The organism is Pseudomonas sp. VEM90 (genome assembly GCF_054611535.1).
The window spans coordinates 65,864-85,883 of sequence record NZ_JBTRAR010000009.1; the positions used below are offsets into that span (position 1 = coordinate 65,864).

General features: G+C 64.1%; 23 protein-coding genes. 13 read left to right on the forward strand and 10 right to left on the reverse strand.

Annotation, left to right across the window (positions count from 1 at the left end; all coding sequences use genetic code 11):
• Positions 1 to 57: 57 nt before the first annotated feature.
• From ACYCCG_RS11040 to ACYCCG_RS11050, 3 genes are read right to left on the reverse strand one after another with little or no spacing between them, the layout of a single operon-like run.
• On the reverse strand, positions 58 to 1,323 hold the full coding sequence (locus ACYCCG_RS11040; RefSeq protein ID WP_339443325.1) for an ABC transporter permease: 1,266 nt from the start codon (positions 1,321 to 1,323) through the stop codon (positions 58 to 60).
• Positions 1,323 to 2,033 (reverse strand): ABC transporter ATP-binding protein, encoded by a 711-nt coding sequence (locus tag ACYCCG_RS11045; RefSeq protein ID WP_176684347.1) that lies wholly within the window; start codon positions 2,031 to 2,033, stop codon positions 1,323 to 1,325. Before ACYCCG_RS11045 ends, ACYCCG_RS11040 begins: the two co-directional genes overlap by 1 nt.
• On the reverse strand, positions 2,034 to 2,621 hold the full coding sequence (locus ACYCCG_RS11050; RefSeq protein WP_339443324.1) for a DUF2796 domain-containing protein: 588 nt from the start codon (positions 2,619 to 2,621) through the stop codon (positions 2,034 to 2,036).
• A gap of 130 nt (positions 2,622 to 2,751) precedes the next feature.
• Here ACYCCG_RS11050 and ACYCCG_RS11055 point away from each other — a divergent pair, with 130 nt between their 5' ends.
• Positions 2,752 to 3,096 (forward strand): hypothetical protein, encoded by a 345-nt coding sequence (locus tag ACYCCG_RS11055; RefSeq protein WP_176684349.1) that lies wholly within the window; start codon positions 2,752 to 2,754, stop codon positions 3,094 to 3,096.
• A gap of 150 nt (positions 3,097 to 3,246) precedes the next feature.
• Here the strand turns inward: ACYCCG_RS11055 and trxA are convergent, their stop codons facing one another.
• The 3 genes from trxA to ACYCCG_RS11070 are packed head-to-tail and all read right to left on the reverse strand — an operon-like array spanning position 3,247 to position 5,257.
• A complete protein-coding gene (trxA, locus tag ACYCCG_RS11060; protein WP_176684350.1) occupies positions 3,247 to 4,119 on the reverse strand; it encodes a thioredoxin in 873 nt (290 codons plus the stop codon).
• A 31-nt stretch (positions 4,120 to 4,150) separates the two neighbouring features.
• The gene (locus tag ACYCCG_RS11065; protein ID WP_339535387.1) at positions 4,151 to 4,810 is read right to left on the reverse strand and encodes a class I SAM-dependent methyltransferase; all 660 of its coding nucleotides are present in this window, start codon (positions 4,808 to 4,810) and stop codon (positions 4,151 to 4,153) included.
• Positions 4,811 to 5,257: a YbaY family lipoprotein gene (locus tag ACYCCG_RS11070; RefSeq protein ID WP_339535389.1), complete on the reverse strand. Its 447-nt coding sequence runs from the start codon at positions 5,255 to 5,257 to the stop codon at positions 4,811 to 4,813. It lies immediately after the preceding gene.
• Positions 5,258 to 5,363: 106 nt separating this feature from the next.
• Between ACYCCG_RS11070 and nrdR the strand changes: the two genes are divergently transcribed.
• From nrdR to ACYCCG_RS11130, 12 genes are all read left to right on the forward strand, one after another.
• Positions 5,364 to 5,828, forward strand: a complete 465-nt coding sequence (gene nrdR / locus ACYCCG_RS11075; protein ID WP_003255402.1) for a transcriptional regulator NrdR — start codon at positions 5,364 to 5,366, stop codon at positions 5,826 to 5,828.
• A gap of 2 nt (positions 5,829 to 5,830) precedes the next feature.
• Positions 5,831 to 6,961, forward strand: a complete 1,131-nt coding sequence (gene ribD / locus ACYCCG_RS11080; RefSeq protein ID WP_339443320.1) for a bifunctional diaminohydroxyphosphoribosylaminopyrimidine deaminase/5-amino-6-(5-phosphoribosylamino)uracil reductase RibD — start codon at positions 5,831 to 5,833, stop codon at positions 6,959 to 6,961.
• 42 nt (positions 6,962 to 7,003) lie between these two features.
• A complete protein-coding gene (locus ACYCCG_RS11085) occupies positions 7,004 to 7,669 on the forward strand; it encodes a riboflavin synthase (RefSeq protein WP_003255399.1) in 666 nt (221 codons plus the stop codon).
• An 18-nt stretch (positions 7,670 to 7,687) separates the two neighbouring features.
• On the forward strand, positions 7,688 to 8,779 hold the full coding sequence (gene ribBA, locus ACYCCG_RS11090) for a bifunctional 3,4-dihydroxy-2-butanone-4-phosphate synthase/GTP cyclohydrolase II (protein WP_209968241.1): 1,092 nt from the start codon (positions 7,688 to 7,690) through the stop codon (positions 8,777 to 8,779).
• Positions 8,780 to 8,870: 91 nt separating this feature from the next.
• Entirely contained in the window at positions 8,871 to 9,347 is a 477-nt protein-coding gene (gene ribH / locus ACYCCG_RS11095) for a 6,7-dimethyl-8-ribityllumazine synthase (RefSeq protein ID WP_003255395.1), read from the forward strand.
• Positions 9,344 to 9,844: a transcription antitermination factor NusB gene (gene nusB / locus ACYCCG_RS11100; RefSeq protein ID WP_252460350.1), complete on the forward strand. Its 501-nt coding sequence runs from the start codon at positions 9,344 to 9,346 to the stop codon at positions 9,842 to 9,844. Before ribH ends, nusB begins: the two co-directional genes overlap by 4 nt.
• Before the next feature lie 18 nt (positions 9,845 to 9,862).
• Complete coding sequence (thiL, locus tag ACYCCG_RS11105; protein WP_339443319.1) at positions 9,863 to 10,831, forward strand: thiamine-phosphate kinase; 969 nt, start codon at positions 9,863 to 9,865, stop codon at positions 10,829 to 10,831.
• Positions 10,828 to 11,331, forward strand: coding sequence for a phosphatidylglycerophosphatase A family protein (locus ACYCCG_RS11110; protein WP_028697792.1), 504 nt, complete (start codon positions 10,828 to 10,830; stop codon positions 11,329 to 11,331). The genes thiL and ACYCCG_RS11110 overlap by 4 nt, the downstream gene beginning before the upstream one ends.
• A 16-nt stretch (positions 11,332 to 11,347) precedes the next feature.
• Positions 11,348 to 12,091, forward strand: coding sequence for a substrate-binding periplasmic protein (locus ACYCCG_RS11115; protein WP_176684356.1), 744 nt, complete (start codon positions 11,348 to 11,350; stop codon positions 12,089 to 12,091).
• Positions 12,092 to 12,271: 180 nt separating this feature from the next.
• A complete protein-coding gene (ribA, locus tag ACYCCG_RS11120; protein WP_003255389.1) occupies positions 12,272 to 12,889 on the forward strand; it encodes a GTP cyclohydrolase II in 618 nt (205 codons plus the stop codon).
• A complete protein-coding gene (locus ACYCCG_RS11125; protein ID WP_176684357.1) occupies positions 12,886 to 13,305 on the forward strand; it encodes an MFS transporter in 420 nt (139 codons plus the stop codon). The genes ribA and ACYCCG_RS11125 overlap by 4 nt, the downstream gene beginning before the upstream one ends.
• On the forward strand, positions 13,305 to 14,117 hold the full coding sequence (locus tag ACYCCG_RS11130; protein ID WP_176684358.1) for a cobalamin-binding protein: 813 nt from the start codon (positions 13,305 to 13,307) through the stop codon (positions 14,115 to 14,117). The genes ACYCCG_RS11125 and ACYCCG_RS11130 overlap by 1 nt, the downstream gene beginning before the upstream one ends.
• Here ACYCCG_RS11130 and ACYCCG_RS11135 read toward each other — a convergent pair.
• The 4 genes from ACYCCG_RS11135 to ACYCCG_RS11150 all read right to left on the reverse strand — a co-directional run bounded on the left by ACYCCG_RS11135 (position 14,095) and on the right by ACYCCG_RS11150 (position 19,906).
• On the reverse strand, positions 14,095 to 15,942 hold the full coding sequence (locus tag ACYCCG_RS11135; RefSeq protein WP_459670393.1) for a TonB-dependent receptor domain-containing protein: 1,848 nt from the start codon (positions 15,940 to 15,942) through the stop codon (positions 14,095 to 14,097). The two genes, ACYCCG_RS11130 and ACYCCG_RS11135, sit on opposite strands and share 23 nt — an antisense overlap.
• Before the next feature lie 764 nt (positions 15,943 to 16,706).
• Positions 16,707 to 18,602, reverse strand: a complete 1,896-nt coding sequence (gene dxs, locus ACYCCG_RS11140; RefSeq protein WP_209968234.1) for a 1-deoxy-D-xylulose-5-phosphate synthase — start codon at positions 18,600 to 18,602, stop codon at positions 16,707 to 16,709.
• Positions 18,603 to 18,779: 177 nt separating this feature from the next.
• A complete protein-coding gene (gene ispA / locus ACYCCG_RS11145) occupies positions 18,780 to 19,667 on the reverse strand; it encodes a (2E,6E)-farnesyl diphosphate synthase (protein WP_209968232.1) in 888 nt (295 codons plus the stop codon).
• Positions 19,664 to 19,906: an exodeoxyribonuclease VII small subunit gene (locus ACYCCG_RS11150; RefSeq protein ID WP_003255380.1), complete on the reverse strand. Its 243-nt coding sequence runs from the start codon at positions 19,904 to 19,906 to the stop codon at positions 19,664 to 19,666. The genes ispA and ACYCCG_RS11150 overlap by 4 nt, the downstream gene beginning before the upstream one ends.
• Positions 19,907 to 20,020: the final 114 nt, after the last annotated feature.

Consider the following 20,020-nt stretch of genomic DNA (forward strand, 5'->3'; position numbering starts at 1 on the left):
TGTGGGAGCGGGCGTGCCCGCGAGGCAGGCGGTGAGGTGTTTGATCATTACGCGCACTCAGAGGTGGATGGACAGGCCGTCGGCCAGCGACTGGCGGTAAGCCCGCCACGCCGGCACGCTGCCCATCAGCAACGCGGCCCCCATGATGATAGCCAGCAAGGTCCATTCATGAGTACTTGGCAGAGCCAGTGGCAAATACAAACCATAGTTGGCCTGCACATACCCCTGTGCCAGGGCGATACCCGCATATAGCAAGCCAAGCCCGGCCACGATCCCGACCGACGCCAGTGACTGTGCTTCAAGTACCAGCAACCCTGCAATATGCCAAGGCCGGGCCCCGACCGAGCGCAAGATCGCCATTTCTCGGCGGCGTTCGTTGAGGCTGGTGAGAATCGCCGTGAGCATGCCGATCAAACCGGTCAGCACCACGAATAGTGACACCACGAACAATGCCTGCTCTGCGGTGCCCATCAGGCTCCACAGCTCTTGCAGGGCGACCCCAGGCAGGATCGCCAGCAACGGCTCGCTACGGTATTCGTTGATTTCCCTCTGCAGACTGAAGGTTGCGATCTTGCTGTTCAGGCCAAGCATGAATGCAGTGATGGCAGCAGGTTGCAGGTCCATCGTACGGGCCTGCTCGGCGCTGATGCGCCCGGCGCCACGGGCGGGTACGCCGTTGTGCCAGTCGATATGGATCGCCTCCATGCCGCCCAGGCTGATATGCAGGGTGCGGTCGACGGGGGTGCCGGTGCGCTTGAGTACGCCGACCACGGTAAACGGCTTGTCGTCGTGCTTGACCAGACTGATTGCGGCCACGCCGTGGGCCAGCACCAGCTTGTCACCCAGCTTGTAGTGCAATGCCTCGGCCACTTCGGCGCCGAGCACCACCTCGAACGGGTCGTTGGCAAACTCTCGCCCCTGGCTCAGTTGCAGATGCTGGCGGCGGCCGTACTGGTAATGGCTGAAGTAATCTGTGGTGGTGCCCATCACTCTGTAGCCGCGGTGCGAATCGCCCAGCGAGATCGGGATTGCCCACTTCACCCGTGGGTCCTGTGCATAGTGCTGGAAGCTGTCCCAGCGGATGTTATTGGTCGCGTTGCCAATGCGGAACACCGAATACAGCAGCAGGTTCACCGAGCCAGAGCGTGCGCCGACGATCAGGTCGGTGCCGCTGATGGTGCTGGCGAAGCTGGCACGGGCTTCGGTACGGACCCGCTCAACAGCCAGCAGCAGGCACACCGACAGGGCAATGGCGAAGGCGGTCAGAAAAGCGGTGAAGCGGCGGTTGGCCAGGCTGGCCAAGGCAAGGCGGAGCAGGTACATCAGGCCTCCCGGGGCTTGGCGGCACGGTTCAGTTCAGCAAGCGACAGGTGGCGGTCGAACAGCGGTGCCAGGCTCTGGTCGTGGCTGACGAACAGCAGGCTGGCACCGGCGGCGCGGCACTCATCGAACAGCAGGCGGATGAACGCTTCGCGGGTGTCTGCATCCAGAGCCGAGGTCGGTTCGTCGGCAATCACCAGCTCAGGCTGGCCGATCAGTGCGCGGGCGGCGGCGACCCGCTGCTGCTGGCCGATCGACAGGCTGTCGGCGCGGCGGGCAAGCATGGCAGGGTCGCCCAGGCCCAGGTGGGTCAGCAGAGTGCTGGCCGCCTGGTCAACACTGCCATGGCGCTGCTCGGCGCGTGCCTTGCGGCTGCGCGAGAAGCGGCAGGGCAGCTCGACGTTTTCACGTACCGAGAGGAACGGCAGCAGGTTGAACTGCTGAAAGATGTACCCTGTGTGATCGACCCGAAAACGGTCGCGGGCGCCCTGGCTCAGGCTGCCGAGGTCCTGGCCGAGCAGCTGGATGCGACCCTTGTCCGGCACGTTCACCCCGCCCAGCAGGCCCAGCAAGGTCGTCTTGCCACTGCCGCTGGGGCCTTTGAGAAACAGTGCCTCACCAGCGTCCAGGCGCAATGCCGGAATATCCAGCAGCGGCGGGTGACCTGGCCAGGCGAACACCAGGTCATGCAGATCGATCAACGGCTGGTTCATTCAGAAGGCGACCGCTGCCTTGGCCGGCGTGGATTCCAGGCCTTTCTGGCCATTGGGACCGATCAGTTGCACGTTGATTTTCTGGGTGGCGGGGAAGGCCTTGAACAGCGGCGCCAGGTCCAGCTGGGTCAGTTTGTCGGGGTTGGCGCAGGTCAGCTGATAATGGGCGCCGATGTCGCTGTGCTGATGGCCGTGTTCGTGTTCATGCTCGTCACCATCGTCATCGGCCTTCGAAGCGTCACCGAACAGAGGGCTTTCCAGCGCCTGCTGCTCTTCCTTGCAGTCTGCGGCAGCAGAAAGGCCGAACAGCTTCAGTGGTTGTTCAAGTTGCTGGCGCACGGCGGCAACTTTGGCCTTGTCGGCATCGCTGCTGGCGGCATGCTCGAAGCCGACCAGGTTCATTGCCGGGCTGTCCAGCTCCAGTTCCAGTGTATTGCCATCGAGCACTGCGTTGAGCTTGGCTACGCCATGCTCGTGGGCGCCGAGGGAGCCGTGGGCGTGGTCATGATCATGGTCATGTTCATCGTGGGCATGGGCCGCGGCCAGTGGCAGCAGAGCGAAGGGCAGGGCAAGCAGCAGGCGACGCATGGACGACTCCGGAGCGGGCTGGAAGATTGGGTTATGTTATAACAAGGTTTCGGCGCACCGCCAGCCTGCGTGGCGTATGTTTCATGTTGCGGTAGCATGGCTGCATTGACGTGAGTTCAAGGAATGCATCATGAGAGTTCGTGGACAGATTGGTGACTGGCCGGTGGACCTGACCATCGAGCTGACGCCTGAAGAGTGGGCGCAGCTTGGGCGGCAGACCGAGGTGCCGGTGGCAGCCCAGGCGGCTGCGACAGCTGCGGTGGCCGGGCCGCGCCAAAATGACGCTCAGTGGGCCGCGGCGCGTGATGTGTTGCGTCTGGCAGGACAGATGAGCGGGCCGGAATTGCTGGACCGCCTGGAAGGGCTGTCAGGGAGTACGGCGGCGGGCAAACGGCTGCTGGTGCGTTTGCGGCACAGCAGTGAGGTCAAGGTGGAGAGTGGCGTGGATGCGCCGGTTTATCACTGGGTAGGGTGAGCGCTGTCTTGCTCAAAATCTGAAAGTCTGCGCGGTCGCCCGTAGGAGCGGGTTTACCCGCGAACACCGGCAGAGCCGGTGCCATCCACTGTGTCGGTTTCTTCGCGGGCATGCCCGCTCCCACAGGTCCAGCGCAGGCTTCAAGGTCACTCAGAACATTGCCGCCGACAGCTTGCGACGATAAACACCAACCAGCGGGTGATCGCCACCCAGCAAATCGAACACCTGCAACAGCGCCTTTTGCGGCAGCCCGTTCTCGTAGCCACGGTTACGCTGGAACAGCTTCAGCAGCCCTTCCAGCGCCGCCTCGTACTGCTGGCGCGCCAGTTGCTGAATGCTCAGCTGATAAGCCGCCTCGTCGTCTTGCGGGTTCTGCGCCAGGCGGCTTTTAAGGTCAGCCACTTCCGGCAGGCTGGCAGCCTGGCGCAGGAAGGTCAGCTGGGCCTTGGCACCGGCCAGTGCAGCTTTGTGTTCGTCAGTCTTGACCGCATCCAGCACCACTTGCGCTTCGCCCAGCTCGCCACGCTCGGCCAGGCAGCGGGCATACAGGATCAGCGCTTCGGCATTGCTGTTGTCCTCACCCAGCAGCGCCTGCAACAGCGCTTCGGTTTCGGCAAAACGGCTTTCGGCAAACAGCGCCTTAGCCTGTTCCAGTGGCGAGGCGGTGGGCGCGGCTGGCATTTGTACATGCGGCTCGAGCATGGCGCGGATCGCCGACTCCGGTTGTGCCCCGGCAAAACCGTCAACCGGCTGGCCGTCCTTGAACAGCACCACTGTCGGCAGGCTGCGGATGCCGAACTGGGCAACCACCTGTTGCTCCACGTCGCAGTTGATCTTGGCCAGCAGCAGTTCGCCCTGGTAACCCTCGGCAATCTTTGCCAGCAATGGCATCAGCGCCTTGCACGGCGCGCACCACTCGGCCCAGAAGTCTACCAGCACCGGCTTGTGGAAGGAGTTCTCGATCACCAGTTGCTGGAAGGTGGTATCGGTGGCGTCGAAAATGTAAGGCGTGTCTTGGGTCATCGCGACTCTCGCAAACTCGTGTATGGCAACACTATAAGGTGTCGCGGCTGGCGTGGTACAGGCTGACCCGGCGGAATTCGTGTGGCTCGGCCAGGTCCGGCAGGGTCAGTGCTTCGAGCACGCCCAATTGCTGGTACAACGGGTGGCGAAAGTCACGTACCCGCGAGTCAGCCACCAGGGCCTGGCGACCGCGGCTCAGGAAGGCATCCAGCAGCGGCAGGTTGGCGCGGTCGTACAGCACATCGGCAACCAGGATCAGGTCGAAGCGGTCTTCCTCGGCAAAGAAGTCGCTGCTGTAGCTTAGTGTCACCCCGTTCAGTGCTGCATTCGCACGGCAGGCATCGAGGGCCAGCGGGTCGAGGTCGCAGGCCACCACTTCCAGTGCACCGGCGCGTGCAGCAGCAATGCCGGCGATGCCAGAGCCGGCGCCAAAGTCCAGCACGCGCTTGCCCGCCACCCACTCCGGGCGTTCGGCCAGGTAGCGGGCCATTGCCAGCCCACTGGCCCAGCAGAAACTCCAATAGGGAGGCTCTTCAAGAATGCGCCGGGTTTCTTCGCTGCTGAAGGCGCGATCCATGTTCTGGTCGTCGATCAGCCATAGCTTCAGGTCGCAGGCGGGCAGTTCGCTGACGATCAGGCGCGCTTCGCCGATCAGGCCGCTGAGGGCCTGTTGCAGGGCCAGCGGCGCCACCTACGGCGCCTTCTCGAAACGCAGCGGGCCTGTGGCCTGGGTCTGTGCCTGGATAATGCGCACAGGGGGCAGGTGCATGATCAGCTGGCCAGAGTTGCTGGCGCGGCCACGCAGTTCGACTCGGGCACCGGGCGGGAAGGCTTCGGGGTTGAAACGCAGGTGGTAGGGCAGTGCCTGGCCAGTACCGGTCAGCTTGCTGCTTGCCAGCAGGCGCTGCGGACGGTCGCGTTCGTCGATGACCAGCAAGGCCAGTTCCACGTCGGCACCTGCCGGGATTTCCAGCAAGGTGCCGCTCAGCTCGCGCTGGTAGGCCGGCAGCGGACCCGGTACTTCGGCCTTGGCCGAGCGGGCAGGGGCGGGCGCCGGGTTGTCGGTCTTTGGCCTGTCGCTGCCGCAGGCGGCAAGCAGACCGGCGCAGCACAGCACGACGAGCGCTCGGTAGTGCATGGGGGAGTCCTTCACGGGCATATTTCCCATGGATGTTAACCCCTTTGGCTTGTCTTGCCAGTGCAATGCGCTACCATGGCCCTCCCTTTTTTTGTTGCCTGCCACCATGCACTGTCCCTTTTGCGGTGCCAACGACACCAAGGTCATCGACTCTCGCCTCGTCGCCGAGGGCGAGCAGGTGCGCCGCCGCCGTGAATGCGTGGCCTGCGGCGAGCGCTTCACCACCTTCGAAACCGCCGAGCTGGTGCTGCCCCGGCTGATCAAGCAGGACGGCACGCGTCAGCCCTTCGACGAAGAAAAGCTGCGCGCCGGCATGCAGCGGGCGCTGGAAAAGCGTCCGGTCAGCGTCGAGCGCCTGGAAGCCGCGCTGGCGCACATCAAGAGCCGGCTGCGAGCCACTGGCGAACGCGAAGTCAAATCGCTGGTGGTCGGTGAAATGGTCATGGCCGAGTTGCGCAAACTCGATGAAGTGGCCTATATCCGCTTTGCCTCGGTGTACCGGCGCTTCCAGGACCTCGACGAGTTCCGCGAAGAAATCGACCGTCTGGCCCGTGAGCCAGCTAAAGAGTGAACATGCCCAGCCAAGCCGCCATCCTAGACGCCCACTACATGGCCCGCGCGCTGGAGCTGGCGCGCAAAGGCCTGTACACAACCCACCCGAACCCGCGGGTCGGCTGCGTGATCGTACGTGATGGCGAGGTGGTTGGCGAAGGCTGGCACGTACGCGCCGGCGAGCCGCATGCCGAAGTGCATGCCCTGCGTCAGGCGGGTGAACTTGCCCGCGGGGCTTGTGCCTACGTCACCCTGGAGCCATGCAGCCACCATGGCCGTACGCCGCCGTGTGCCGAAGCGCTGGTCAAGGCCGGCGTGGCGCGTGTAGTAGCCGCCATGCAGGACCCTAACCCGCAAGTGGCGGGACAGGGCCTGCGGCGCCTGGCCGAAGCCGGAATCGAAGTGGCCAGCGGGGTGCTCGAAGCCGAGGCTCGCGCCCTCAACCCAGGCTTCCTCAAGCGCATGGAGCATGGCCTGCCGTTCGTTCGCGCCAAGCTGGCCATGAGCCTGGATGGCCGCACCGCCATGGCCAGTGGTGAAAGCCAGTGGATCACCGGCCCGGCCGCCCGCTCGGCGGTACAGCGCCTGCGCGCCCGTTCCAGCGTGGTGCTGACCAGCGCCGCCAGTGTACTGGCCGATAACGCACGCATGACCGTGCGTGGCGCCGAGCTGGGTCTGGATGCCGAAACCACTGCCCAGGCACTCAGCCGCACACCCTTGCGAGTGTTGGTCGATGGCCGCCTGCGCCTGCCACTGGCTGCGCCGTTCTTCCAGGCCGGCCCGGCTCTGGTGGTGACTGCTGTCGCAGATGACCCGCGCTATGCCGCTGCCGGCCACGAATTGCTCAGCTTGCCGGGCGACAATGGCCAGGTCGACCTTGCGGCGCTGCTGCAGGCCCTGGCCGCCCGCGGCGTAAACGAAATCCTGCTGGAAGCTGGTGCTGGCCTGGTGGGTGCCTTTGCCAGGCTGGGCCTGGTCGATGAGTTCCAGCTGTTCGTCGCCGGCACCTTCCTCGGCTCCCACGCCCGCCCATTACTGGACTGGCCACTGGAAAAGATGAGCGAGGCGCCGCGGCTGAAAATTACCGAAATGCGCGCAGTGGGCGATGACTGGCGGGTCACGGCCATCCCCCTGCCGGCACCCGGCGTATAATGCCGGGCTTGCCCTGCGCAAACCGTTTTTGAGGAAGACCCCATGTTCACCGGCATCATCGAATCCATCGGCACCATCCGCAGCCTGACCCCCAAGGGTGGTGACGTGCGCGTCTACGTAGAAACCGGCAAGCTCGACTTGGGGGACGTCAAACTCGGCGACAGCATCGCCGTCAACGGTGTATGCCTTACGGCCGTAGAGCTGCCGGGCGACGGCTTCTGGGCCGATGTCAGCGTCGAAACCCTCAAGCGCACCGCCTTCATCGACCTCAAGAGCGGCAGCAAGGTCAACCTGGAGAAAGCCCTGACGCCCACCACCCGCCTGGGCGGGCACCTGGTCAGCGGCCACGTCGACGGGGTCGGCGAAATCATTTCGCGCAGCGATAACGCTCGCGCCATCCAGTTTCGCGTGCGTGCACCGAAGGAACTGGCCAAGTACATCGCCCACAAGGGTTCGATCACCGTCGACGGTACCAGTCTGACGGTGAATGAGGTCAATGGCGCCGAGTTCGAGCTGACCATTGTCCCGCACACTCTGTCCGAAACCATCATGGCCGATTACCGTGCAGGGCGTCGGGTAAACCTTGAGGTCGACCTGCTGGCCCGTTACCTGGAGCGCTTGCTACTGGGTGACAAGGCCGCCGAACCGAGCAAGGGCAGTGGCATTACCGAAAGCTTCCTGGCCGCCAATGGCTTCTTGAAATCCTGATTGAGAAGGGGGTGCCGCGTGGCGCTCAACAGCATCGAAGAACTGGTCGAAGACATCCGCCAGGGCAAAATGGTCATCTTGATGGATGACGAAGACCGTGAGAACGAAGGCGATATCATCATGGCGGCCGAATGCTGCCAGCCCGAGCACATCAACTTCATGGCCAAGCACGCCCGTGGCCTGATCTGCATGCCGATGACCCGCGAGCGTTGCGAAACGCTGAAGCTGCCGTTGATGGCACCGCGCAACGGCTCGGGCTTCGGCACCAAGTTCACCGTGTCGATCGAAGCCGCCGAAGGCGTCACCACCGGTATTTCCGCCGCCGACCGCGCACGCACTGTGCAGGCTGCCGCAGCCAAGGACGCCAAGGCCGAAGACATCGTCAGCCCTGGTCACATCTTCCCGCTGATGGCCCAGCCAGGCGGTACGCTGGCGCGTGCCGGCCACACCGAAGCCGCCTGTGACCTGGCGCGCATGGCCGGTTTCGAGCCAAGCGGCGTGATCTGCGAAGTGATGAACGACGACGGCACCATGTCGCGCCGCGCCGAACTGGAAGTGTTCGCCGCCGAGCACGGCCTGAAGATCGGCACCATCGCCGACCTGATCCACTACCGCATGATCCACGAACGCACCGTGCAGCGTGTTTCCGAGCAATCGGTGGAGAGCGAGCTGGGTGAGTTCAACCTGGTCACCTACCGTGACGCGGTCGAAGGCGACGTGCACATGGCCTTGACCCTGGGCAAGATCTGCGCCGAAGAGCCGACCTTGGTACGGGTACACAATATGGACCCACTGCGTGACCTGCTGCTGGTCAAGCAGCCAGGCCGCTGGAGCCTGCGCGCGGCCATGGCCGCCGTGGCCGAGGCCGGCAGCGGTGTGGTCTTGCTGCTGGGCCACCCACTGGACGGCGACGTGCTGCTGGCGCACATCCGCGAAAGTGCGGGCGATGCGCCGACCAAGGCCCCGACCACCTACAGCACTGTGGGTGCCGGTTCGCAGATCCTGCGCGACCTCGGCGTGCGCAAGATGCGCCTGATGAGTTCGCCGATGAAGTTCAACGCGATATCCGGATTCGATCTGGAAGTTGTAGAATACGTGCCCTCCGAGTGACTTGAGGCGGCATTGACGCCCTCTGCTCGAGTCCAGACCCCTGCCGAGGCCGCTTGTATGCGGCCTCGCTCTTGAAGATGAGAATATCGGAATGACCCTGAAGACCATCGAAGGTACCTTCATCGCCCCCAAAGGTCGCTATGCTTTGGTGGTTGGCCGCTTCAACAGCTTCGTTGTCGAAAGCCTGGTAAGCGGTGCCGTTGACGCCCTGGTACGCCATGGTGTCAGCGAAAGCGACATCACCATCATCCGTGCCCCGGGTGCATTCGAGATCCCGCTGGTGGCACAGAAGGTCGCCCAGCAAGGCGCCTACGACGCGATCATCGCCCTGGGCGCCGTGATCCGTGGCGGTACCCCGCATTTCGAATACGTGGCGGGCGAATGCACCAAGGGCCTGGCCCAGGTGTCCATGGAGTTCGGTGTTCCGGTGGCGTTCGGCGTACTGACCGTCGACTCCATCGAGCAAGCCATCGAGCGTTCTGGCACCAAAGCCGGCAACAAAGGTGCTGAAGCTGCCCTGTCCGCACTGGAAATGGTCAGCCTGCTGGCGCAGTTGGAGGCCAAGTGATTAGCGACGAAAGCGATCGTTTCAACCCGCGCGATCCAAAACCTGCGGATGCCGGCAAGCCCTCGAAGAGCGCCAAGCGCCGCGAAGCCCGCAAGCTCGCGACCCAGGCCCTCTACCAGTGGCACATGGCCCAGCATTCGCTGAGCGAGATCGAAGCGCAGTTCCGGGTGGACAACGATTTCACCGATGTCGACGGTGCCTATTTCCGCGAGATCCTGCATGGGGTCCCGGCAATCAAGGGCGAAATCGACAAGGCGCTGGTGCCTTGCATGACCATCGCACTGGAAGAGCTCGACCCGGTTGAGTTGGCCGTGCTGCGCCTGTCCACCTGGGAACTGATCAAGCGCGTCGACGTGCCGTACCGCGTCGTGATCAACGAAGGTGTGGAGCTGGCCAAGGTCTTCGGTGCCACTGACGGCCACAAGTTCGTCAACGGCGTACTGGACAAGCTCGCCCCGGCGCTGCGTGAAGCAGAAGTCAAGGCGAACAAGCGCTGATCCTGGCGCTGCCTGGCCATGGGTGAGTTCGAGCTGATCAACCATTACTTCGCCGCTGCGCCTTGTGCGCAGGGCGGCGATGGCGTGGCGCTGGGAATCGGCGACGACTGCGCCCTGCTGGACCTTCCCCCCGGTGAGCAACTGGCGGTGTCGACCGACACCCTGGTCGCCGGGGTGCATTTTCCTGCTGTTTGCGATCCGTTGCTGCTTGGCCAGCGTTCGTTGGCCGTGGCGGCCAGTGACCTGGCAGCCATGGGTGCGACTGCAATCGGTTTTACCCTCGCACTGACCCTGCCTGACGTTGGCCCTGACTGGCTGGCGGCCTATGCCGACGGCCTTGGGCGCATGGCCCACCGTTGCCGCATGAGCCTGATCGGTGGTGACACCACGCGCGGCCCGTTGAGCATCACCGTGACCGTGTTCGGCCGCGTACCGGCTGGCCAGGCCTTGCGCCGCAGCGGCGCAAGGCCGGGTGACCTGCTGTGTGTCGGTGGTTCACTGGGCAAGGCCGCCGGTGCATTGCCGCTGGTGCTGGGTGAGCGCGAGGCGCCTGCCGCGCAGGCCGAGCCGCTGCTGGCCCATTACTGGTCACCGATGCCGCAGCTCACCCTCGGTGCCCTGCTGCGTGGCCGGGCCACGGCGGCGCTGGACATCTCCGACGGGCTGCTCGCCGACTGTGGGCATATTGCCAAGGCATCCGGTGTCGCGTTGGAGGTGAACCTGGCGCAAGTGCCAGTGTCTCCTGCTCTGGAGGGCTTCCTCGGCCGTGAAGCAGCCGTGCAGGCAGCGCTTACCGGTGGCGACGATTACGTACTGGCGTTCACCTTGCCACCCGAGGCGCTGGCGCCTCTGGCAGCCTTCGATTTTATCGAAGTGCATACCGTCGGCCGTGTGCTCGAAGGGCAAGGCGTGACCTTGCGCGACGCGCAGGGCCAGGACATCACCCCCGTTCAGCGGGGCTATCAACACTTCAGGGAGATACCGTGACCGATCACCCCAATCAGGTGCCTGCGGAGTTCGTTCCGCCTTCGGTCTGGCGCAACCCGTGGCACTTCATCGCTTTTGGCTTCGGTTCTGGCACCTTGCCCAAGGCGCCGGGTACCTGGGGCTCGCTGGTGGCCATACCGTTCATCCCGCTGTGGCAGATGCTGCCCGACTGGGGTTACTGGCTGTTGCTCGGTGTGAGCATGCTGTTTGGCTTCTGGTTGTGCGGCAAAGTTGCCAATGACTTGCGCGTACACGACCATGAAGGCATTGTCTGGGACGAGATTGTCGGCATGTGGATCACCCTCTGGCTGGTGCCGGAGGGCTGGCAGTGGCTGTTGGCAGGGTTCCTGCTGTTCCGCTTCTTCGACATCCTCAAGCCGTGGCCGATTCGCTGGATCGACCGCCATGTGCACGGGGGCGTCGGCATCATGCTCGACGATATCCTGGCCGGCGTGTTTGCCTGGCTGGGCATGCAGGTTCTGGTGTGGGCGGTTGCCTGAAACAGGGAGTGCGTGAATGGCCATAAGGACTGTACTGCTGGCAATGCTGCTGAGTGTTGCCCCGTGGGTGGCGGCTGCCGAGAGCATGCCGAAACAGATCCATCTGGTTAGCGAGGAGTGGCTCGACTACACCAACGCCGACGGTACCGGGGTGGCCTGGGATGTGCTGCGCAAAGTGTTCGAGCCGGCCGGAGTCGAGGTGGTCACCCAGAGCGCGCCCTACAGCCGGGCGGTTGGCCTGGTCAGGCGCGGCGAGGCTGATGCCTGGGTTGGCTCGTACAAGGAAGAAAACGACGACAATCTGTACCCGCGCTGGCACTTCGACATGGACCATATCTATGCCTTGGGGCTGGCCAGCAAGCCTGCGCCTACGCTGGAGACCATCGGCAAGTACCGGTTGGCCTGGGTGCGTGGCTATGATTACGGCAGCTACTTGCCCAATGTGCACGAGTTCCGCGAAATCCAGCGTCGCGAGGGCATTTTGCCGATGCTCGAGCATGACCGGGTGGACTACTACATCGACGCACTGACCGAGGTGGACTACGTGCTCGGGCAAGCCCCCCAGCCCGAGCGCTTTCGGCGTACCCATGTGGCCGAGTTGCCGTTGTACCTGGCCTTTGCCCGTAACGACCAGGCCAGGGCCCTGCGCGATCTGTTCGACAAGCGCATGAAAGAGCTGGTACGTAGCGGCGAACTGAAGCCGATTTTCGAGCACTGGAAACAGCCCTATCCGTTCAACGCGGACAGTCGCCCGCACTGAGGCCGAATACATTGAGGTAGATCGCGGTTCTCTGTGGCAGCGGGCTTGTGATTGAGCGGTGGCTTTCAATAAGTATCGAACTTTTCGATCTTAACCCACCGTATACAGCCAGCCCACATCCCCCAACCTGCTGATACAATCGGCCCACGAGAAAATTCCTACTTATTCCAGGAGCACAACGTGCCCGTCGTCTTTGTTGCCGCCTCTAAACTCCCGACGCCCTTCGCGACCTTCACCATGCATGGCTTCCTCGACGAAGCTACAGGCCGTGAGCATGTGGTGCTCAGCCTGGGTGATATCGCGGACGGCCAGCCGGTACTGGGGCGCCTGCATTCCGAGTGCCTGACCGGCGATGCACTGTTCAGCCAGCGCTGCGACTGCGGCTCGCAGCTTGAAGCCGCGCTGCAGGCCATCGCCCGCGAAGGCCGTGGGGTGCTGTTGTACCTGCGTCAGGAAGGCCGTGGCATCGGCCTGCTGAACAAGATACGCGCCTACGAGCTGCAAGATGGCGGCGCCGACACCGTCGAAGCCAACGAGCGCCTGGGCTTCGCTGCCGACCAGCGTGACTACGCCATATGCCTGCCGATGCTCGAGCACCTGGGCGTCAAGTCGCTGCGCCTGATGACCAACAATCCGCGCAAGGTCAAAGCCCTGACCGACATGAACATCGTGGTTGCCGAGCGTGTGCCGCTGCACACCGGGCATAACCCGCACAACCGCTACTACCTGGCGACCAAGGCCGGCAAGTTGGGCCACATGCTGGGCAACGAACACCAGGGCGAGGTGCCCCAGGCGTGACCCGCGCCGAGGTCAAGCGGCGCCTGGCGCTGGCCTGGTGGCAGTACCTGGCGGTGGGCCTGGTACCGTTGCCAGTCATGGCTTGGGCCTTTGGGGGAGGCGATGCGCTGCCTCCGGTGTTGGCCATGCCGCTATTCATCGCCGGTGCGGCCACCATGTTTCTCAGCCTGCCGCGCTTCGGCGCCTATAAGCGCGCACTTATTGCCACCTCCAAAGTGCTCGGTACGGGTGAAGAGCCCACTGCCTGGATCGAACTGGCGCGGGTACGGCGCGTGGCCATGCTGTATGCCTGCTTCCCGGCTTGGGTCGCCGCACTGTCGGTGCTGGTCGGCCTGGAGGCAGTGCCGCAGATCCTGCTCGCATTGTCGACGGTTGTAGTGCTGTACCTCTATCGCATTCCGCGCCAGCTGGGCTGATGCGACTGCTACCTGGCCTGCTGGCGTTGTTCGCCTGCACCGTACAGGCTGCCGAACCGCTGCGTGTCGTCAGCCTGGCCCCCTCGATGAGCGAGATCATGCTTGAGCTGCAGGCCGACGACCTGCTGGTGGGCGTGCTGGATGGCGGCGACCGGCCGGCTGCGCTGCGCCACTTGCCTTCGGTCGGGCGCCAGGGGCAACTGGACATGGAGCGCCTGCTCAGCCTGCGCCCCGATCTGTTGCTGCTGTGGCCAGGCAGTGTGCCACCGGCCCAGCGTGACCAACTCAAGCGCCTGGGTATCGCCACCTTCAGCGCCGAACCCCATGACATCGACCAGTTGATTGAGCAGATCGAGGCCATTGCCGGGCGTATCGGGCGGGCCGAGCAGGGCCATTCGTACGCGCGAGCCCTGCGTGAGCGGCTGCAGCAGCTGCGCCAACAGTATCGGCGTGACGAGCCCTTGCAGGTGTTTTATCAAGTCTGGGATCGGCCGCTGTACACGCTCGGTGGCCGCCAGGTGGTGACCGACGCCTTGGCCGTGTGCGGGGCGCGCAATGTGTTCGCTGACCTTGCCCAGCCCGCGCCGCAAGTGAATGTGGAGTCCGTGCTGCTGCGTAATCCGCAGGTCATCCTGGCAGCCGATGAGGCGCAACTGGCCAGCTGGAAGGCCTGGCCGCAGATTCGGGCGGTTGCTGATGGGCGCCTGCTGGTGGTGCCGGACAAAGGGCTGGAGCGTCCCAGCGGGCAGATGATCGAAGCCACCGCCCGCTTGTGTGCGTTGCTGGACGCTAAAGCGCCGGCGTCCAGGTGACGCTGAAGAGCACAGTGCGGCCTTCTTCGCGGTAAGGGTGATACGTGCCCTCGTAGCTGTAAAGGGCGCGGCTGTAGTTGCGGTCCAGCAGGTTATCCAGTTTGGCTTCGAGTTCCAGTTCATCGCTAGCCGCCCAACTGCCGCGCAAACCAAGCAGGCCATAGCCACCGATGCGGTTACGGTTGGCCTCATCGTCATAACTGCTGCTGACCGCCTGCCAGCTGGCACCCACGCTGAAACGCCCGAACTCACGGTCAAGGTCCAGGCTCAAGGAGCGGCGGGCTCGGCGGGCGAGGGTATGGCCGGTCTCGCGGTCGCGTGGGTCGATCAGCGCCAGGCCAAGCTGGCTGTGCCAGGCGCCCCATTGCTGCGCTAGCGCCATTTCCACCCCATTGACTCGTGCCGAGGCGACGTTACGGGGTATCGAGTCCTGGCCAAAGATGATCGCGTCGCGCAGATCGGTGCGGTACAGCGAAGTCTCCAGCCGACTCTCTGTACTCAGCTGGCTGCGCCATTGCAGCTCGTAGCTTCTGGAGTGCTCTGGGTCCAGGTTCGGGTTGCTGAACTGTGGGTAATACAGGTCGTTGAACGTCGGAGCGCGGAAGCCTTCGCTGTATGACAGCAGCACATCGTTGTTCGCGTTCAGCGGTACGGTCAGGCTGCCGCTCCAGGTGGTCTGGCCACCAAACTGTTGGTTGCGGTCATGGCGCACGCCCAGCTCAGTGGAAAACGGCTCACCCTGGTAGCGGTGCTGGGCGAACACGGCACGGTTCCAGCGGCTGTCCTCAGTGAAGTCGGTACTGCCGTGTACGCGGTCTTCGTACCAGTCGCCACCCAACAGCAGGCTGTTGTGTTCACCTAGGGCTAGGTTGTTTTGCCAAGTTGCTTGGTCGCGGTAGGTATTGAAAGGTGCGCTTGAGTGGCTGAGCTTGTCTCGGCTTTCATCGCGGTTTTCGCTGTGGGCCAGCTCAAACCGAGTGCTCCACTGCTCGGTGACCTGGGCATCCAAGTAGCTGCCGATGCTGCTGACAGCGAAGTTCGAATACGGCACCTGAGGGCTAGCACCGCGTGGCTCGTCGATTTCGCGGCGACCACGGCTGTCGAGCAGGTTCAGGCCGGCCTCGAAACGCTCACCGAAGGTGTGGCTCAGGCTCAGGTTCAACGCCTTGTTGCGGTAAGCGTCGTGGTCACCATCGCTGGCGAAGGATGGCCCGGTCGAGTCGATACCGGCAGTTTCATCCAGGCTGGCGCCAAGGTTGAAGCGGGTCGTGTCGTTGCCGCCAGAAAGCCCCAGGCTGCGTTGGAATGTCTTGTTGCTGCCGGCGGCCATGCGCAGGCGTGGCTGCAGGCCGGGGCCATTGCTGCGGCGGGTGAAGATCTGAATAACCCCGCCAATGGCATCGCTGCCGTACACCGCCGAGCGCGAGCCACGCAGCACTTCAACCCGCTCGATCTGATCGACGTCCAGAAACTGCAGGCCGCTGTCGCCCGAAGTGGCATTGGCGATGCGTACGCCATCGACCAGCACCAGGCTTTGCGCCGCCTTGGTGCCACGGATAAAGATGCCCGGCAGGCTGCCACGGCCACCGGTAGGTGCCACTTGCACGCCCGGTACGCGGGAGAGCAGGTCAGTGACGCTGGTGGGTTGCAGGCGGTCGATGTCGGAGCGGGTGAAAACCGTGTTGGCGGCACTGGTGGCGGTTCGCGATTCGACCTGACGGCTGGCGCTGATCAGCACGTCGGGGAGCTTGAGGGCGTCGTCGCGCTCAGCGGCCAGAAGGAATGTAGGGGCACAGAGAATCGTGGTACAGGCAAATTTTTTCATGGGCAGTTCCAAAGAGTTTTCACAGCACTGTGCTGTCCCCGTAGGAGCGGGTTCACCCGCGAAAGGGCCGGGCCTGCTGGCCAATTTTCACCAGCCGTTCACCGTTGCCGCCGCTACCGTATTCGCGGGTAAACCCGCTCCTACAGTGTGCACACATCGGTAATCGGGCGCAGGCCGTCGTAGGAGCGGGTTCACCCGCGAAAGGGCCGGTCCTGCAGGCCAATTCCCACCAGCCGTTCACCGTTGCCGCCGCTACCGTATTCGCGGGTAAACCCGCTCCTACAGTGGGCACACATCGGTAATCGGGCGCAGGCCGTCGTAGGATCGGGTTCACCCGCGAAAGGGCCGGTCCGGCAGGCCAATTTGCACCAGCCGTTCACCGTTGCCGCCGCTACCGTATTCGCGGGTAAACCCGCTCCTACAGTGGGCACACATCGGTAATCGGGCGCAGGCCGTCGTAGGAGCGGGTTCACCCACGAAAGGGCCGGTCCTGCAGGCCAATTTCCACCAGCCGTTCACCGTTGCCGCCGCTACCGTATTCGCGGGTAAACCCGCTCCTACAGTGGGCACACATCGGTGATCGGGCGCAGCCCGTCGTAGGAGCGGGTTCACCCGCGAAAGGGCCGGTCCTGCAGGCCAATTTCCACCAGCCGTTCACCGTTGCCGCCGCTACCGTATTCGCGGGTAAACCCGCTCCTACAGTGGGCACACATCGGTAATCGGGCGCAGGCCGTCGTAGGAGCGGGTTCACCCGCGAAAGGGCCCTAGAGCCCGAGCCTGGCCATGCGGGCCTTCACCGAGGCCTCGATCCCGGCCGCATCCAGCCCGCACTCAGCCAGCATTTGCGCAGGCTTGGCATGCTCGACATAGATATCCGGCAGCCCCAGGTGCAGAAGCGGCTTGAGCACTGCCTGGCTGGCAAGGAACTCACCCACCGCAGCGCCCGCGCCACCCATGATGGCGTTCTCTTCGATGGTTACCAGCAGCTCATGGCTGCCTGCCAGCTCCAGCACCAGCGCCTCGTCCAGCGGCTTGACGAAGCGCATGTCGACCACCGTGGCGTTGATCTGTTCGGCCACTTGCATGGCCTGGGCCAGTTGTACGCCAAACACCAGCAGGGCCACTTTCTCACCCTGGCGGCGGACCACACCCTTGCCGATCTCCAGTGGTTGCAGGTCACCGCTGATCGGCGCATTCGGGCCGGTACCACGCGGGTACCGTACAGCTGCCGGGCCGTTGTACAGGTGGCCGGTGCTGAGCATCTTGCGCAGCTCGTTCTCGTCGCTGGGGGTCATCACCAGCATGCCCGGGATGCAGCGCAGGTACGACAGATCGTAGCTGCCGGCGTGGGTCGGGCCATCCTCGCCGACCAGGCCGGCACGGTCGATGGCGAACAGCACGTCGAGGTTCTGCACCGCCACGTCGTGGATCAGCTGGTCGTAGGCACGCTGCAGGAAGGTGGAGTAAATCGCCACCACCGGCTTGCTGCCCTCGCAGGCCATGCCGGCCGCCAAGGTCACGGCATGCTGCTCTGCGATCGCAACGTCGAAGTAGCGCTCAGGGTAGCGTTCGCTGAAGTCGACCAGGTCCGAGCCTTCCTTCATCGCTGGGGTAATGCCCACCAGGCGGTTGTCGGCAGCAGCCATGTCGCACAGCCACTGGCCGAACACCGCGGAATATTTCGGGCCGCTGGCTTTCTTCGGCGCGGCGGGCTTGTCGGCCGGCTCCAGCTTGGTGATGGCGTGGTAGCCGATCGGGTCAATCTCGGCAGGGGCGAAGCCTTTGCCCTTCTTGGTCACCACATGCAGGAACTGCGGGCCTTTCAGATCACGCATGTTGCGCAGGGTGGCGATCATGGTGGGCAGGTCGTGGCCGTCGATCGGGCCGATGTAGTTCCAGCCCAGCTCTTCGAACAGCGTGCCTGGCACCAGCATGCCCTTGGCGTATTCCTCGGTGCGACGGGCGATTTCCCAGGCGCCTGGCAGTCGCGACAGCACTTTCTTGCTGCCTTCGCGCATGCTCGCGTAGGTGCGGCTGGAGAGGATCTTGGCCAGGTAGTTGGACAGGCCGCCGACGTTGCGCGAAATCGACATGTCGTTATCGTTGAGGATCACCAGCATGTCGGCATTGACTTCCTGGGCGTGGTTCAACGCCTCGAAGGCCATGCCGGCGGTCAGCGCGCCATCACCAATCACCGCGATCGACTTGCGTGCGCTGTTCTGCAGACGGGCAGCAATGGCCATGCCCAGCGCGGCGCTTATCGAGGTGCTGGAGTGGCCAACGCCAAAGGTGTCGTACTCGCTTTCGCTACGGCGTGGGAAGGCCGCGATGCCGTCCTTCTGGCGCAGGCTGAGCATGCGGTTACGGCGCCCGGTGAGGATCTTGTGCGGGTAGGCCTGGTGCCCCACGTCCCACACCAGCCGGTCGTCCGGGGTGTCGAACACGTAGTGCAGGGCGATGGTCAGCTCGATCACGCCCAGGCCGGCACCAAAATGCCCACCGGTCTGCCCGACGGTGTAGAGCAGTTCCTGGCGCAGTTCGTCGGCCAGCGTTTCCAGGTCGGCTTCGGCCAACCGGCGCAGGCCGGCAGGCGTGTCAGCGCGGTCGAGCAACGGCGTGACCGGGCGTTCGCGGGGGATCTCTTGAAACGTCGTGGGCATCAGGCGAGTCGTTATTGGTGTGTGAAGACGCGGCAGTTTACCCCATTGTGGGAAAAGTGCCCATTCGACCACAGGTTACGCGGCCCCCTGTAGGAGCGGGTTTACCCGCGAATGCGTCGGCAAATTCAAGATCGCATTCGCGGGTAAACCCGATCCTACGGGGATAGGTGAAGCTGTTTAGTTACGGCGTTCGACGATGTAACGCGCCAAAGCCCGCAGCGGTTCGGCCGTTTCGCCGAACCCTTGCAGTGCGGTCAGCGCCTGGTCGCGCAGTTCGATTGCATAGGCTTTGGCGGCTTCCAGGCCCAGCAGGGCCGGGTAGGTCGGTTTGTCACGCGCTATGTCTGCACCTTGGCGTTTGCCCAAGGTAGCAGTGTCGCTTTCCACGTCGAGGATGTCGTCCTGCACCTGGAATGCCAGGCCAATGGCCTGTGCGTATGTCTGCAGGGCATCCAGCTGCGCCTGTCCGGCGCGGGCACTGGCCAGGGCGCCGAGGCGTACGCTGGCTTCGATCAGCGCGCCGGTCTTGTGCCGGTGCATGAACTCCAGCGCCTGCTGGTCCAGCTTCTGGCCCACCGAACCGAGATCGATGGCCTGGCCGCCAACCATGCCGGCCGGGCCGGCAGCTTTGGCCAGTACCTGAACCATGGCCAGGCGAATGCTGTCGATCTGCGGGCTCAGGCAAGGGTCGAGCAGGGCACTGAAAGCCAGGCTCTGCAAACCGTCGCCAGCAAGGATGGCGCACGCTTCGTCAAACGCCTTGTGGGTGGTCGGCTGGCCGCGACGCAGGTCGTCGTCGTCCATGGCCGGGAGGTCGTCATGCACCAGCGAGTAAGCATGAATCAGCTCGACCGCGCAGGCTGCACCGTTGGCCTGCTCGGCGGGGGCGCCCAAGGCTTCGCAGGCCGCGTAGGCCAGCAACGGGCGCACGCGTTTGCCGCCGTTCATCACGCTGTAGCGCATGGCGGCGTAAAGGCGTTCCAGCTCTTTGCTCGGGGCGATGAACAGCGGTTCGAGGGCTGCGTCGACGCGCGCCTGGCAACTGGCCTGGTAGGTGCCAATCATGCTTCCGGCTCCGCGTCGAAGGGCTGGGCAGCCAGTTCACCGTCGCGCTCCAGCAGAATTTGCACCTTCTGTTCGGCCTGGGCCAGGGCTCCCTGGCAGTCACGGGTCAGGGCGATGCCTTGTTCAAAGGCGGCCAGCGACTCTTCCAGCGACAACTCGCCGTTCTCCAGGCGCTCGACCAGTGCTTGCAGGTCTGCGAGGGATTGCTCGAAATCGAGGGAGGCTTTTTTGCGGGCCATGGCGACTGTCTCGGTGGCATTCAGAACGGCGCGACACTAGCAGAGCGGGGCGGGGGGAGCAAACTTCCGGCAACTGCTCGGCTGATGCCGACCGAAGGAGGAGCGGCCCTATGT

What these genes read in the sequence shown, in the direction of transcription:
- ACYCCG_RS11130 (WP_176684358.1), top strand. Translation starts at nt 13,305, where the DNA reads ATGCGACTGCTACCTGGCCTGCTGGCGTTGTTCGCCTGCACCGTACAG.
- ACYCCG_RS11040 (WP_339443325.1), bottom strand. Translation starts at nt 1,323, where the DNA reads ATGTACCTGCTCCGCCTTGCCTTGGCCAGCCTGGCCAACCGCCGCTTC.
- ACYCCG_RS11115 (WP_176684356.1), top strand. Translation starts at nt 11,348, where the DNA reads ATGGCCATAAGGACTGTACTGCTGGCAATGCTGCTGAGTGTTGCCCCG.
- trxA (WP_176684350.1), bottom strand. Translation starts at nt 4,119, where the DNA reads ATGACCCAAGACACGCCTTACATTTTCGACGCCACCGATACCACCTTC.
- thiL (WP_339443319.1), top strand. Translation starts at nt 9,863, where the DNA reads ATGGGTGAGTTCGAGCTGATCAACCATTACTTCGCCGCTGCGCCTTGT.
- nrdR (WP_003255402.1), top strand. Translation starts at nt 5,364, where the DNA reads ATGCACTGTCCCTTTTGCGGTGCCAACGACACCAAGGTCATCGACTCT.
- ribH (WP_003255395.1), top strand. Translation starts at nt 8,871, where the DNA reads ATGACCCTGAAGACCATCGAAGGTACCTTCATCGCCCCCAAAGGTCGC.
- ACYCCG_RS11150 (WP_003255380.1), bottom strand. Translation starts at nt 19,906, where the DNA reads ATGGCCCGCAAAAAAGCCTCCCTCGATTTCGAGCAATCCCTCGCAGAC.
- ispA (WP_209968232.1), bottom strand. Translation starts at nt 19,667, where the DNA reads ATGATTGGCACCTACCAGGCCAGTTGCCAGGCGCGCGTCGACGCAGCC.
- ACYCCG_RS11050 (WP_339443324.1), bottom strand. Translation starts at nt 2,621, where the DNA reads ATGCGTCGCCTGCTGCTTGCCCTGCCCTTCGCTCTGCTGCCACTGGCC.
- ribD (WP_339443320.1), top strand. Translation starts at nt 5,831, where the DNA reads ATGCCCAGCCAAGCCGCCATCCTAGACGCCCACTACATGGCCCGCGCG.
- ACYCCG_RS11070 (WP_339535389.1), bottom strand. Translation starts at nt 5,257, where the DNA reads ATGCACTACCGAGCGCTCGTCGTGCTGTGCTGCGCCGGTCTGCTTGCC.
- ACYCCG_RS11055 (WP_176684349.1), top strand. Translation starts at nt 2,752, where the DNA reads ATGAGAGTTCGTGGACAGATTGGTGACTGGCCGGTGGACCTGACCATC.
- ACYCCG_RS11045 (WP_176684347.1), bottom strand. Translation starts at nt 2,033, where the DNA reads ATGAACCAGCCGTTGATCGATCTGCATGACCTGGTGTTCGCCTGGCCA.
- dxs (WP_209968234.1), bottom strand. Translation starts at nt 18,602, where the DNA reads ATGCCCACGACGTTTCAAGAGATCCCCCGCGAACGCCCGGTCACGCCG.
- ACYCCG_RS11135 (WP_459670393.1), bottom strand. Translation starts at nt 15,942, where the DNA reads ATGAAAAAATTTGCCTGTACCACGATTCTCTGTGCCCCTACATTCCTT.
- ACYCCG_RS11085 (WP_003255399.1), top strand. Translation starts at nt 7,004, where the DNA reads ATGTTCACCGGCATCATCGAATCCATCGGCACCATCCGCAGCCTGACC.